The 13,869-nt window shown below is 48.1% G+C and carries 9 protein-coding genes; all 9 read left to right on the top strand.

What is annotated here, in order from left to right; translation table 11 throughout:
- The first annotated feature begins 570 nt into the window (after positions 1 to 570).
- The 9 genes from AB5Y73_RS05720 to AB5Y73_RS05760 all read left to right on the top strand — a co-directional run bounded on the left by AB5Y73_RS05720 (position 571) and on the right by AB5Y73_RS05760 (position 13,858).
- Complete coding sequence (locus AB5Y73_RS05720) at positions 571 to 1,911, top strand: hypothetical protein (RefSeq protein WP_139441254.1); 1,341 nt, start codon at positions 571 to 573, stop codon at positions 1,909 to 1,911.
- A gap of 701 nt (positions 1,912 to 2,612) precedes the next feature.
- Positions 2,613 to 3,416 (top strand): ABC transporter permease, encoded by an 804-nt coding sequence (locus AB5Y73_RS05725; protein WP_139441255.1) that lies wholly within the window; start codon positions 2,613 to 2,615, stop codon positions 3,414 to 3,416.
- Entirely contained in the window at positions 3,406 to 4,722 is a 1,317-nt protein-coding gene (locus AB5Y73_RS05730) for an ABC transporter ATP-binding protein (protein WP_139441256.1), read from the top strand. Before AB5Y73_RS05725 ends, AB5Y73_RS05730 begins: the two co-directional genes overlap by 11 nt.
- A gap of 17 nt (positions 4,723 to 4,739) precedes the next feature.
- Positions 4,740 to 8,015, top strand: coding sequence for a glycosyltransferase family 25 protein (locus AB5Y73_RS05735; protein ID WP_118854078.1), 3,276 nt, complete (start codon positions 4,740 to 4,742; stop codon positions 8,013 to 8,015).
- Between the two features lie 10 nt (positions 8,016 to 8,025).
- Entirely contained in the window at positions 8,026 to 9,087 is a 1,062-nt protein-coding gene (locus tag AB5Y73_RS05740) for an acyltransferase (RefSeq protein ID WP_118854077.1), read from the top strand.
- A gap of 1 nt (position 9,088) precedes the next feature.
- Positions 9,089 to 9,895: a glycosyltransferase gene (locus AB5Y73_RS05745; RefSeq protein WP_118854076.1), complete on the top strand. Its 807-nt coding sequence runs from the start codon at positions 9,089 to 9,091 to the stop codon at positions 9,893 to 9,895.
- Positions 9,895 to 10,851 carry an SDR family oxidoreductase gene (locus AB5Y73_RS05750; RefSeq protein ID WP_181497482.1) on the top strand — a complete coding sequence of 319 codons (957 nt, stop codon included), beginning with the start codon at positions 9,895 to 9,897 and terminating at the stop codon, positions 10,849 to 10,851. Before AB5Y73_RS05745 ends, AB5Y73_RS05750 begins: the two co-directional genes overlap by 1 nt.
- A complete protein-coding gene (locus AB5Y73_RS05755; RefSeq protein WP_118854074.1) occupies positions 10,851 to 11,876 on the top strand; it encodes a glycosyltransferase family 4 protein in 1,026 nt (341 codons plus the stop codon). The genes AB5Y73_RS05750 and AB5Y73_RS05755 overlap by 1 nt, the downstream gene beginning before the upstream one ends.
- Positions 11,873 to 13,858, top strand: a complete 1,986-nt coding sequence (locus tag AB5Y73_RS05760; protein ID WP_118854073.1) for a nucleoside-diphosphate sugar epimerase/dehydratase — start codon at positions 11,873 to 11,875, stop codon at positions 13,856 to 13,858. The genes AB5Y73_RS05755 and AB5Y73_RS05760 overlap by 4 nt, the downstream gene beginning before the upstream one ends.
- Positions 13,859 to 13,869: the final 11 nt, after the last annotated feature.

A 13,869-nucleotide genomic window follows, 5' to 3' on the forward strand; every position in this document is an offset into this window, starting at 1 on the left:
TTTTTTATACCTGCTGTCTCTCTTTTGATCGCTTTTCCGTGACCCTCTGCGCCCTGTTCCGCCCTTACGCCATAGCCCGGTGACAGTGTGAGCACAGTCCACCTTGCTGATATTGGCGCTCTGTTTGTTCAGGGCGCTCCATTTCTGCTTCACCCCAACTGAAACCGGTTTGGCAACGCTCGATAAATGTCAATTATGTTAATTAATGTGTCCGGGCGGGGGCAGATTATCTTGAACCATACGGGGCTCTTTTGCGGGCGTGTCAAAGTAAGGTAGGGGTAAAAAACAGCCTGTTATCGCGAATTGGTGTCAAGTGGTGCTTTTTATTTATGTGATTTTTCCCACAAGATGGTGCGTATGGCGCTTTTTTGGGCGATTAGCCTGACAGAGTCCTTGATTATTTTATGGCGACAGATATGATCACTTACGCTTTTAAGCGATAGAGCCTCATCTTTTCAAGTGACTGCGATCTTGTCCGGAATAAGAGGCAGTCGGCGGGAAAAGCAGGTTGGTAGTATGACCTGAGGGTGCTCGGGTTAAACTAGTTTAATTTTTTGGAGAATAACACTAATGAAAAAGTCACTGATTGCACTGGCTGTTGCTGGCCTGAGCTTCAATGCAGCCGCAGTTGATCTTTCTGCTGCTAACCAAGCAGCTATTGATGCATCTGCACAAAACTATGCATCTGAAATCATCGTATCCCCGACTGCTACCCTGAAAGCTGTTTCCATCCAAAATGCAGTTGCTACTGCTGAAAAAGTCAACGCCACTCCGGCTGAGACTGCTGACAAGACTTTCTTCGCCCGTGTTGACGTGGCTGGAGCCAAGATTGCCGGTATCACTCTGGGGCAAGTGATCGGCGGTTGGACTGTCATCAACGTCCAAGATAATTCTATTGTTGCTAAAACAACAGCTGCTGCGACTTATACCGCAGCAGCCGGCGCGGTACCAGCACACTTTGTAATGCCTGCAGCTTTGACTTTTACTGCTGATGCTGTTGTTGCAGACAAAGCTGGTGCCACTGTCAAAGTTCGTGTTTTCAACGATCAGAACAACGCTGTATCCGGCCAAGCTGGTTTCGATGTAGTTGCTAACGCCAAGTCCGGTAAGCTGTTTGGCTTTACTCAGGGTTTCAAAGTGGGCATCACTGTCCCAGGTAACCCCGCCAAGATCGCTGTTGAAAAAGATGCGCTGGAATTCAATTCTGGCACATCAGCTCAGCTGTTTACTGTCAATTCAGACGTAGCTGCTGCTGGCACTACTGTGCTGGATATCACCGGTTCTGCCATTACCAATGCAACTCTGCTTGGCAAGTGGGAAGTTAAAGGTCCGTTCTTGGTAGGTTCTACTGTTAACGGCGGTGCTGCACTGACTGCTGAAACTGCAGCTAAAGCTGTAACCGTTACTGCTAATAACGCAGTAACCTATGCTCTGCCAGCCAAAAACAACACCCCTATCACTGAAGGCGTGTTCACTGCTACCTACACCCCGGATGCAACTCAGGCCAATATCTATGCTCTGACCAAGCAAGATTTCACTTTCGACCTGACCAAGAACGGTTCTTCTGCCGATCAAGACTTGGTATTCTCTGCCGATTCTTCTTACAAGACTTTCGTGCGGGTTTCCAACCTTGGTGGTCAGGCTGGCAAAATCAGCTTCACCGTGTACGGTGATGATGGTTCTTCTGCTACCTTCCCGCTGAGTGCTGTTGCTGGCCAAGAAACAGCAACCCTGAATGCACAAGCCTCTACCAGCCAGATCGCTCTGAAAGACCTGCACGCTGCTGCTGTCGCAGCTGGTCTTGCCGAGAAAGCCGGTAAACTGCGTATTGTTGCCAGTGGTGATGTATCTAAGCTGTCTCTGCAGACCTATGTTCTGTCTACCGACGGTACCACTTTCTCCCGTTTCTAATCGGTTGAAGTGTTGTAAAAAGGGTGGCATTAGCCACCCTTTTTTATCCAAGTCTTAGCATATGAGCCAATTATAGCGAGCGATTAATAAACATGCGGCTTGCCGGCATAGTTTGTTCCGCTGTTGCCAATCATCCCCTTTCCGGTTTATTCACCCTGTTCACTTATACTTTTTTATCGCGATGCAGCATAAGCAGATACTGACACGTATCCGGTTAATGATTGTCTATCACGTAAATGCATATTCAATATTAGGCAATCACTCTTCCATCCTCTGAGAGATGTTATCTCGACTGGATGTTGTTGTTGCCTCAATGATGTTGTGGCGTGGTAGTCTACCAACGATGGCGCCTGTGACTATTTCGTGATGCTGGTAGCGGCCTGGATGGCGTTACTGATGCAACGCGATATGCTATATGGCTTTCCTATCTATAGTTTTTCAGTCCAATAATGGCTCGTTTTCTATCTGCTGGCCTTCAACGGGTGCCAGCAAGCATTAGCTGTGCTCGCTCTCCTGTGATTACTTGTCGTGTCGTTTTATCGAACAGCCTTGCATCCGGTTTGGAAAGCGGTTCCAGCCTGAGCCGACAGCTTCTGGCTAAGCCGGGGTCAAGCAGGCGAAGGCAAGGGCAGTCAACAGCAGTGAGCTGTGTTATTATCCCCGCGTTTTCTGCTAGGTTACCTGTTGTTTGAGGAGTGTTGATGCTCAATGTTGCCATTCTGTTTCCTTCTGCTGCCCAGCGTCATCTGATTGTCACCCTGGTGCGCCGTGAAGTGGCCGCCCGTTACCGTGGTGCCATGTTGGGTAATCTCTGGGCGCTGTTTACCCCACTCTTTATGCTGGCTGTTTACACCTTTATTTTTAGTGTGGTGTTCAAGGCGCGCTGGAGTGGTGGTAGCGATTCGCGCAGTGAGTTTGCCCTGGTGCTGTTTGCCGGTTTGATGGTGTTTAACCTCTTCGCTGAATGTTTTAACCGTGCGCCACGCCTGATCCTGGATAATGTCAATTACGTCAAGAAGGTGGTATTTCCTCTCGAGATCTTGCCTTGGGTGGCGCTCGGTAGTGCTCTGGTCAATCTTGGCATCAGCCTCTTGGTATGGCTTGCATTTTATGGGGTGGCCTTCGGAGTGCCGCCAGTGACTGTGCTGCTTTTCCCACTGATGATATTGCCACTCCTGCTGCTGGTGCTAGGTCTTTCATGGGCACTCGCTGCGCTGGGGGTCTACTTGCGCGACCTGTCACAATTGGTGGGTGTTATCAGCACTGTCTTGATGTTTCTCTCGCCCATCTTCTATCCCGTAGAGGCACTCCCTGAACAATACCGTCACTGGTTGAATGTGAATCCGCTGACGCCTGTGATTGCCCAGGTTCGTGATGTGCTCTATTGGGGCAAGTTCCCCTCTTGGGGGCAATACGGTGCCTCCTTGTTGGCTGGTGCGTTGGTGATGTATGCAGGATTTATATTGTTCCAGAAAACACGTAAGGGGTTTGCCGATGTGCTCTGACAAAGTCGCGATTGACGTGCGTGGTTTGAGCAAGTGTTATCAGGTTTATGAGCAACCGGTCGATCGACTCAAGCAGTTTATTATTCCTCGCTTATCCCGCTTGTGTAGCGGTGCTGCTAGACAATATTTTCGTGAATTCTGGGCGCTCCGGGACATTGATTTCGCGATTAAAAAGGGTGAAACCGTCGGTATTATCGGCCATAACGGGGCCGGTAAATCCACCCTGCTTCAGCTTATTTGCGGCACCCTTAATCCTTCTCATGGTGACGTTAACGTCAATGGCCGTATTGCCGCTTTGCTTGAGCTGGGGGCTGGTTTTAATCCGGAGTTCAGTGGGCGTGATAATGTCTATCTCAATGCCAGTGTCTTGGGGTTGAGTAAAGAGGATATTGACGCAAGGTTTGATGAGATTGCCCATTTCGCTGATATTGGCGATTTTATGGAGCAACCGGTCAAGACCTATTCCAGTGGTATGTATGTGCGTCTTGCGTTTGCAGTACAGGCCTGTATTGATCCTGAAATTTTGATAGTCGATGAGGCGCTGGCAGTTGGCGATATCGGTTTCCAATACAAGTGTTTCAAGCGTATGGAAGCCCTGAAAGCGAAGGGAGTAACCATTTTGATGGTGACCCACTCGACCGGCAGTATTCTGGAATACGCGGATCGTTGTCTGGTGATGGAAGGGGGGCGCCTGATTGCTGATACCACAGATGTGCTGGCTGCGGTGATGGCGTATGAAAAAGGCATGATCCTGTCGCAGGAGCAAGCCGATACCTTGGCATTGCCAGAAGTTGAAAGTGATGGCGATTGCCCATCACAGCAAGTTCTACTTGAAAAGCAAAAGAATGAGGCCAATCTGGCGCTGGGTGAGAAGCGATTTGGTTCTGCCCGCGCGATTATCGCCAGCCTGACCATTGTCAAGGCAGATGGTACACCTTTTCATGAAGAGCCCCTGGTCAAATCAGGTGAAACGGTGACGCTACGCTTTGAACTTATCTCTAGCGAGACAATTGAGGATATCGCTCTCGGACTGTCTTTGAGCCGTGCCCAAGGTGGTGATATTTGGGGCGATAGCAATATTGCAGCCGGTCACCCCATAGTATTGAAACCAGGTCGCCAGTTTGTGACGTATCAAGTGACCTTACCCATCAATAGTGGCGATTATTTATTGCACTGTGGTTTGGCCTCTCTCAAGGGGGGAGAGCGTGAAGAACTTGATCAGCGTCGGCCGATGCAGGCGATCAAGTTCTGGTCTTCCAGAGAGCTGGGCGGTGTCGTACATGCGCCTATTACCGTTCAGGCCTGAATATCTCGGAGTTATCAATGCTGGCTGCTTTTCTACCTCCTTATCCTTTTCGTGCTCAAGTTGCGCCTTATCTTTGGTGCTATTACCGTTTGCTGGGTGAGTGGGCGGATGAATCTGCTTTTTTTATCACCGGGCGCGATTATGTCCGCGCTGCTTGTGATTGGGATGGTCGCTGGGAATGTGACCCCGCGGTACAGGCTCGGTTAGGTTACTCCTTGCCTGTTAACGCCCAGCCTGAGCAACATCATTACGCATGGCTGGATGAGAATAGATTTGATGATTGGCTCAATAAACTCAATGGCAATCCGATAGAGGCGTTTCGGCGCTTCTTGTGTGAGCGCGATGCAGCGTTTGAGCGTGAACTTGAGGCGTTACTGGATGCAGCTCCTGCTCAACTTGAAGCCATCGTCACTATTTGTAATGTTGCGTCACTGGAGGCGGTATGTGCTGCCCGTGGTATTCCCGTCATCCATATTGAATTGGGCCCACTGCGTGGCCCCTTGTATCGCGAGACCGGCTATGTCGATTTTCGCGGTGTCAATGGCAACACTGAGTCAGCACAACGTTATTCCCTCTGCCATGATTGGCAATGGTCACTCACGACACGAGAGCTATTGCGGTTTTTCTTGACTCATCCCGAAACTTGCCAGAGTTTACCTGCTCAAACCACTTATGAATGTGGGGCTGTGTTGCAAGTCGAGGACGACTCTAATCTGGTTGCTTATGGCAATGGAATGAGCAATCTCGCACTGCTGGCTGCCGCACGGCAGCAAGTGGCAGCAGCTGATCTGCTGGTACGAGCTCATCCAGGTAGCCCATTTGCACTTAAAGCTGCGCAGATTAATCTCGATAACTCACCTAATAGTCTATATTTTGTTGCCTTGTGTCGGCAGATCTTCACTATTAATTCCAGTGTTGGCCTGGAGGCGTTGTTACTGGACAAACCATTAACGGTCTGGGGCGATAACTCTTACAATTTTATACTGGAAGCCCATGATGAGGCTGAACGTCTAAGACGGCTCAGTTTCTATCTGTTTGGCTATTTGGTGCCCTTCTCATTGCAATTAAAACCTGCCTATTTACGCTTTCGATTGGGCCAACCTGAACAGCACGATATAATCCTTTGTCATGTGAGCGAATACATGCAACAAGATCAGCTTGATCCTAACATATTTGATGGTCTCCCTGCTGCGGTGCAAGCGGCTGTTACTATAAAGTTTGCCAATCTTGCTCGCGAGCATCAAGTTGATGCGAGGGCTTGGCAAGCGCGTAATACTGAACAGACAACCTATATTGCCGAACAGGCAGCATTACATGCCCGCCAAGTGGCTGATTACGAAGTTGAAATATCACGGCAACATCAAGAGTATCTTGCAAGTATTGAGTCACTGCACAAGCAGGCGAAGATCGCAGCTGACCGAGTCACTATCATTGAGCAGCAAATACAGCGCATCACGAACAGTTTGTCATGGCGGATCACAATGCCGTTACGAATAGTTGGCCGTCTGTTGCGCGGTGATATCGTTGCATTACAGCATGGCTGGCGGCAAGTATGCAGTGAAGGCGGCCGGCGTGGTAAAATGGCGCGAGCGATCCGTCCGTTACTGCGTCCTATGGTTATTCTTGCCAGAGATCCCTCTTTGCTAATGAAAGGGTGGCGCAGTTTGCGACAGCAAGGTGTCAGAGCAACGTTACATCGAGTTAGCCATGTATTGGGTAACCAGTCTCATCATGCAATGCATGAGGTCATTTCACTGGGAGATAAAGAGACTGCTGAGTTAGTTATTCTGACTACTGCACACTGTGGTTATCTGGCTGAATTGATGTGTGCAAGCTTGCAGAAAGTGAATATTAATGCCATGGTGCAATATCAGCAGCCTGAAGATGGCTATCTGGATGTTTTGCACATTGTGATTTGTCCACAAATGTTTGATGTTTTACCTGGGCAGTATATCGCTTATCAACTTGAACAATCGGTTAGTTCTAGATGGTTTACAGAGGATTACCTTGCCCGTCTGCAAAACGCGTTAGCTGTTTTTGACTACTCATTAAAAAACATTGCTTTTTTGCAAGAGAAAGGCTTGAGTTATCGCCAGATATATCATTTGCCAGTCGGTTTTCTGCCGCGCGACCTTGCCAATCCAGTCTCTGAGACGGTGGATGTGCTATTTTATGGTGATATTAATAATGATAGACGTAGAGCTTATATTACTGAGCTAAAAAAACATTTTTCAGTGAAAATCATCAATGATCTCTTTGGTGATGCGTTGTATGCTGAAATGTCAAAAGCAAAGGTGATTGTTAACATTCATTATTATGAAGGCGCGCTACTGGAGACAACCAGAATATACGAGTGTTTGTCGCAAAATAAAATCATTGTATCTGAAGAAAGTGCAGATATGGATGAGCATTCGGCATTGTTGCCTCTTGTCGATTTTGTACCAATCAATGATATTGATGAAATGGTAGAGCGAGTTCGCTATTGGGTTAGTGATGATGTTAGACGGAGTGAGCGCAGCGTTCAATTAAGACAGGCATGTGTCGAGACTCCTGATATGTTTTCATATTATTTTCTGAGAGCATTTTTAGCTCACGATCTTATTACTTATGAGCAATTTTATACTGCAGTAGCAGACGCCATTAATTTTGATTCAGATAGGGTATGTTTAGGACTGCCGGAAACAGTCTCCCGACGTGCTGATTTTGATAATGACAATCATTATGGCATTCAATACTTTCCTGGTCTAAGGCATCGTCTTGGATGGGTTGGGTGTGGTTTGAGCTATAAATTTCTATTGCATCGCGCAAAAGACCTAGAGCTTGAACGTATAATGATTTGCGAAGATGATATTGAATTTCCTGAGCATTTTTTATCTCGTCTGGAAAGTGTAAATGAGTATCTCCATGAACGAAAAGATTGGGATCTTTTTTCGGGACTGATAGCTAATTTGCATCAAGATACTAATATCTTGGCGTGTACCGACTATAATGGCCAAAAATATGTCACGATCGACAAAATGACTAGTACGGTAATGAATATCTATTCCAGCGCTTTCTATGAAAAGCTCTTGGGCTGGAATGACCGAAATCATGATGCAAAAACCAATACAATAGATCGTTATATTGAAAGCCGCAGTGATCTACATGTCATTACTACACCAAAATTTTTAGTAGGGCATAAAGAAGAGTTAGATTCCACACTGTGGGGCTTTAATAACAGCACATACCGTGAAATGATCGCGGAAAGTGAAAGGCTTTTGGGGCTAAAGTTAGATGAATTCAGCTCTAAATAATCGTGATAGTATGAAAAACAATCACTGGCTCGACATTTGTCGAGCCAGTGCCATCTTGCTGGTTTTGTTATCGCATGGCAGGCGTCTGTTACTTCCTGTCTTTCCAGATGCTCAACTTTTCAAGTTTGGCGGATTTCTCGGTGTCGAGATTTTCTTCGTATTATCTGGGTTTTTAATCGGTTCAATAATTATCGAGAAAAGTTCCCGTAGTAATAATAAATGGTGTTGGATCCCCAATTTCTTGGGTCGCCGTTTTTTGCGAACTTATCCTAATTATTTATTGTTCTTATTATTAAATTGGTTTGTTATCGATTCTTGGCGACCTGAGGCGATGCCGGAGTTATGGCGCTATATGACATTTACGCAAAGTCTGTTGTCACCCCATCCTGGATTTTTTGGGGAGGCGTGGAGTTTAGTCATTGAAGAGATTTTCTATTTATTTATACCTGTGATCATGTTCTTTACTTGGCGTTCTTCAGCTATACAGTCATTGTTGGTTACTCTTTTTATATTGCTAGGGTTTTCGTTTACGATGCGAATAATGAGTGTGTATTCATATCCTGAGTTAACATTCAATCAAGTCAGATCGACAGCATTACTACGCCTTGATTCCATTATGATTGGGGTGTTAACGTCTTACCTCTATTATCATGGTCAATTGTGGCGAGATAGGATAATCAAGGCATCGCCTTTCTTATCGTTATTGTTAATTCCTGTTGTCATTATTTCGATGCAACCAGATGCAGTGATGGACAAAAGTCAATTCCTTAAGATATTCTTATTTACAATCGCGAATGTCGCTGCTGCCGGTCTGCTCGTTTTGGGTATGGATTTTAGAGTTAATAATTTATTCTATAGATTTGTAAAGTCAGTAGCTAGATGGTCATATTCTGCGTATCTCGTGAACTTGGTAGTGTTAAGTGCTATGGGGTTCTATTTGCCAAATGTGACTGAGGATACTGCTATTTTATATTGGTTTGGTTTTATTCTTACTACGTTAATTGTCTCTGCGGTTATTTATAACGTTTTTGAACGCAATATTTTACTGTTGCGTGATCACTGGATTAAATAGCATGTGCCAATCTTATTTATCTATTTCAGTGGTTACTTATTGCACTGAAAAGTCAATGATAACAAGTGCTTTCAAAAAATTACAGCGAGCAGTCACTGATGCTGGAATTGTGAGTTTTTTGATGGTTGTGGATCACTCTCCATCCAATGACCTGGCTATTAAAAATGAAGATATAAACAAGTGTTTTACAGGTGAGTATGACTTGATTGTTGCACAGTCAAATCCTGGGTTTGGTGTCGGTCATAACCGTGCATTACAGACTGATGCTAAATATCATCTTATCCTGAATCCAGATCTTGAAGTTGCTCCAGATGCACTGAACAATGCCCTCGAATTTATGGAGCAACATCCGGATTGCGGATTGTTGACGCCTTTCGCTACATGGGAAGATGGTGAGGTACAACGGCTTTGTAAACGCTATCCCACCGTATTTGATTTACTGTTGCGTGGTTTTGCACCCGATTTTGTGAAGAAGTTATTCCAGACGCGTTTGGCGAAATATGAGATGGCAGATCAGCTCAACAATCTTGACGTGCTGTGGGACCCACCCATTGTCAGTGGTTGTTTTATGCTGTTTCGCACAGATGTTCTGCAGCAGCTAGGAGGGTTTGACCCCCGCTTTTTCCTCTATTTTGAAGATTTTGACATCAGTTTGCGGGCTGGAAAGATCAGCCGTATTGCTTATGTCCCTCAGGTGAAGGTCGTTCATCATGGTGGGCATGCATCCCGCAAAGGTTGGCGCCATATCTGGATGTTTGGGCGTTCCATGGTGACTTTCTTCAATATTCACGGTTGGCGTTGGTGGTAATGGCAGATATCAAAAGTACAGTCTTGGTCACAGGAGCCAGCGGATTTGTAGGCAAGGCGGTCTGTGAACACTTGCTGGCGCTGGGGGCGAATGTTAAAGGAGCTGTCCGAAGTCACCCGCTGGCTTATTACCATGTTCAGGCTCCCTCTTTGACTGCGGATGCCAACTGGACAGCCCAATTGCAACAGGTAGATGTGGTTGTTCACTGTGCTGCCAGAGTGCATGTGATGTTGGATACCGCGACAGATCCCCTGGCAGCATTTCGAGCGGTGAATACAGAGGGTACCCTCGCTTTTGCCCGGCAGGCTGCTGAGGCAGGGGTGAAGCGCTTCATCTTTATCAGTTCGATCAAAGTGAATGGCGAGCAGACCGAGCCAGGCAAGCCATTTGATGAGCATGTGCAAAGTCCGCCAGAAGATCCCTATGGACGCTCGAAGTATGAGGCGGAGCAGGGGCTGATGGAAATTGCGAAAGAGTATGGTATGGCTGTAACCATCATTCGTCCTCCTCTTATCTATGGAGAAGGAGTGAAGGCTAACTTTGCCAGTATGATGACGTGGGTGCGCAAAGGGATCCCGCTCCCTTTTGCCCGTTTGACCAATGCGCGTAGCCTGTTGGCGTTACCTAATCTGTGTGACTTCATTGCCCATGCGATGGCGCACCCTGCTGCAGTGAATCAGGTCTTTTTAGTCGCAGATCCTGTCGCAGTCTCGACGTCGCAGTTATTGGCGGCGATTGCAGAAGCAGAAGGGGTTCGCTGTCGGCTCTTTTATCTCCCACCACGAGTAATAAGAGTGCTTGGACGCTGTTTGGGGATTGATGCCAAGCTACAACGGATTTATGGCTCTCTGGAAATGGATACCCGCAAGGCTCAGAGCCGATTACAATGGTCGGCACCCTATTCGCTCTCTCAGACCCTATCTCTGATGGCGTCAATCCATAGTGAGTCGTCTTGATGCTGGCATTTGTTTTGTTGTCGATATTTTGTCTTTTTCTTTCAATCACCATGACCGGCCTGCTCAGGCGCTACGCCCAGACCCGCTTGCTTGACCAACCCAATCATCGCAGTTCGCATCAGGTGCCTACCCCGAGAGGCGGTGGCATGGCTATCGTGGCGACCTTTCTGCTGGCAGCCCCGTTGTTTGTCACCCTGATCCCACTTCCCGCCGGCATATCCCAGAGCAGCTTCGCATTGATATGGGCTGCGGCGCTGGGCATTGCATTGGTTGGTTTTATCGATGACCACATCTCTCTCAAGCCTCGAACCCGCCTGATTGTGCAGAGCATGGCGGCAGCTTTGGTGGTTTCTGCTGTTGATGGTTTGCCAGCGCTGACCTTCTTTGGTTGGCAGCTGGATCTTGCCTGGTTTGGTTACCTGCTGGCCTGGCTGGGGGTGATCTGGTTTATCAACCTGTACAACTTTATGGATGGCATCGATGGCTTGGCAGCAGGTGAAGCCGTTGTCGTCTGTCTGTTCATGGGGTTATTTCACTATCTGGTTGGGGGGGAGTGGTCGTCTGCCAGTTTGAGCCTGCTACTGGGGATTTCGGCGGCGGGCTTCTTGTGCTGGAATTTTCCGCCCGCTAGGATCTTTATGGGGGATGGTGGCAGCGGATTTCTTGGTTTGATGCTGGCTTCCCTGATGCTGCTGGATGCTGTTTCTGCGCCTCAATTCCTGTGGGCATGGCTCGTCATGCTCGGAGTCTTTGTGGTTGATGCGACCTGGACGTTACTAAATCGCTATCGTCTGAAATGTCGTCTGAGCGAGGCTCATCGTACTCATGGCTATCAATATCTGGCGAGACGTTGGCAAAGTCATCGAAACGTGACATTGGCTGTGCTTCTTATAAATAGCCTATGGCTTGCGCCGATCGCTGTCATGATTGTATTGGGCCAGCTCGATGGTGTGATCGGTCTGGTCATTGCCTACTTGCCGTTAGCCTTTCTTGCGTATCACCTGAATGCAGGAGTACCAGAATGAAAAATGAGCTTTTACCCGGAGGGGGCTGGCTACTGACTTGTCTGGGCTCCCTATCACGATCCAGTAAGCGTGTCATCTCTGTCGCCGTTGATATGCTCTTGATCACCATGACCTATTGGGGAGCGTACTGGATCCGGCTTGAACATAACTGGCCCATCGATAGCCCTCATCACTGGGCACTCCTTGGCGCAATTATTGTTGTCAGCATCAGTTTGTTTGTACGGCTGGGGCTCTATCGCGCAGTACTCCGATATGTCAGCTTTAGGGTCTTATGGACAATCTCGCTAGGGGCATTTCTTTCAACCTGTTTCTTTGTTCTCTCTGCGTTTTACTTTGATATCTTTCTGCCCAGAACGGTATCTGTTATCTATCTCTCCTTTTTGGTGTTGCTGGTCGGTGGTGTGCGGCTGTTTTTCCGAGCGCTGCTCAATACCACCCGTCTGGCTCGTACCCAGGTGTTGATCTATGGAGCGGGTTCTTCGGGTCGACAGCTGCAAATGGCCTTGTTGCAAGGTAATGAGTTTTATCCCGTCGCCTTTATTGATGACGATCCCGCCAAACAGGGATGCGTGATCCAGGGCTGTACCGTTTATCACAGTGCTCAATTGCCAGCCCTGATTGACCACCATGGGGTACAGAAGATTTTGCTGGCCATGCCGAGCAGCACTAGAGCGCGTCGTCAGGAGGTGATCAATGCACTTGAGCCCCTCTCTTGCGAAGTGCTTTCCATCCCGGGGATGGCCGATCTTGTCAATGGCTCGGCTCGCATAGATCAGCTCAATGAGGTTTCCATCGACGATCTGTTGGGCAGAGACCCGGTAGAGCCGGTGACAAAATTAATGGAAGCCAATATCACAGGCAAAGCGGTTATGGTGACAGGTGCCGGTGGCTCTATTGGTTCTGAGCTCTGCCGCCAGATTTTGCGGTGTCGGCCATCCACCCTGGTACTGTTCGAACTATCCGAATACGCCCTCTATGTCCTGCACAAAAACCTGCGGGAGCAGTGTCATCGTGAAGAAATCGAAACGGATCTGGTGCCGTTACTGGGGTCAGTGCAGCGCCAGCATCGCCTCAAGACGGTGATGCAGAGTTTTCGGATCCAGACGGTCTACCATGCAGCAGCTTATAAACATGTCCCGCTAGTCGAGTTCAACATCATTGAAGGAGTGCGCAACAACGTATTTGGAACACTGTATGCTGCACAGGCTGCCATTGAGGCTGGGGTCGAGACATTCGTGCTGATCTCCACCGACAAAGCCGTGCGGCCGACCAATACCATGGGCGCCAGCAAGCGTATGGCCGAGTTGATCTTGCAAGCCTTGACCCGTGAAAAGCATCAAACCCGTTTTTGTATGGTGCGTTTTGGCAATGTGCTTGGATCTTCGGGTTCTGTGGTACCGTTATTCAGACAGCAGATAGATAAAGGAGGGCCCATTACCCTGACTCATCCCGACATCATCCGTTACTTCATGACAATACCTGAGGCTGCCCAGCTAGTGATCCAGGCTGGCGCAATGGGGGAGGGGGGCGACGTATTTGTTCTCGATATGGGGCAACCGGTACGGATCATGGAGCTGGCGAAGCGCATGATACGCCTGAGTGGTCTGACATTGCGTGATGAGCAGCGGCCCGATGGTGATATCGCCATCGAGGTGACGGGGTTGCGGCCGGGTGAAAAGCTTTACGAAGAGTTACTGATTGGTGATGATGCCAGAGGAACCGAACACCCCAGGATCATGGTGGCACAAGAGAGCTGGCTACCATGGTCTCGGCTGCGACCCTTGCTAGCTTCGCTGGATGAGGCCTGTCACCGTTTTGATCACCAACAAGTACGTGACATTCTTATGTATGCCCCTGCGGCCTTTGAGCCAACTGATGGGATTTGTGATCTTGTGTGGCTAGCGAAGCAGCAGCATACAATAACGGAGAACATCGTGAAGCTACCAGTACACAATGTTAATTTTTTGCTGGCTAGAAATTGAGTTACCTGTTT

It is taken from the genome of Aeromonas sp. s7(2024) (assembly GCF_040907825.1).
Classification (GTDB): domain Bacteria; phylum Pseudomonadota; class Gammaproteobacteria; order Enterobacterales; family Aeromonadaceae; genus Aeromonas; species Aeromonas veronii.

Excerpts from the sequence above, each read along its gene's own strand:
- AB5Y73_RS05720 (WP_139441254.1), top strand. The coding sequence starts at position 571 with ATGAAAAAGTCACTGATTGCACTGGCTGTTGCTGGCCTGAGCTTCAAT.
- AB5Y73_RS05725 (WP_139441255.1), top strand. The coding sequence starts at position 2,613 with ATGCTCAATGTTGCCATTCTGTTTCCTTCTGCTGCCCAGCGTCATCTG.
- AB5Y73_RS05730 (WP_139441256.1), top strand. The coding sequence starts at position 3,406 with ATGTGCTCTGACAAAGTCGCGATTGACGTGCGTGGTTTGAGCAAGTGT.
- AB5Y73_RS05735 (WP_118854078.1), top strand. The coding sequence starts at position 4,740 with ATGCTGGCTGCTTTTCTACCTCCTTATCCTTTTCGTGCTCAAGTTGCG.
- AB5Y73_RS05740 (WP_118854077.1), top strand. The coding sequence starts at position 8,026 with ATGAAAAACAATCACTGGCTCGACATTTGTCGAGCCAGTGCCATCTTG.
- AB5Y73_RS05745 (WP_118854076.1), top strand. The coding sequence starts at position 9,089 with ATGTGCCAATCTTATTTATCTATTTCAGTGGTTACTTATTGCACTGAA.
- AB5Y73_RS05750 (WP_181497482.1), top strand. The coding sequence starts at position 9,895 with ATGGCAGATATCAAAAGTACAGTCTTGGTCACAGGAGCCAGCGGATTT.
- AB5Y73_RS05755 (WP_118854074.1), top strand. The coding sequence starts at position 10,851 with ATGCTGGCATTTGTTTTGTTGTCGATATTTTGTCTTTTTCTTTCAATC.
- AB5Y73_RS05760 (WP_118854073.1), top strand. The coding sequence starts at position 11,873 with ATGAAAAATGAGCTTTTACCCGGAGGGGGCTGGCTACTGACTTGTCTG.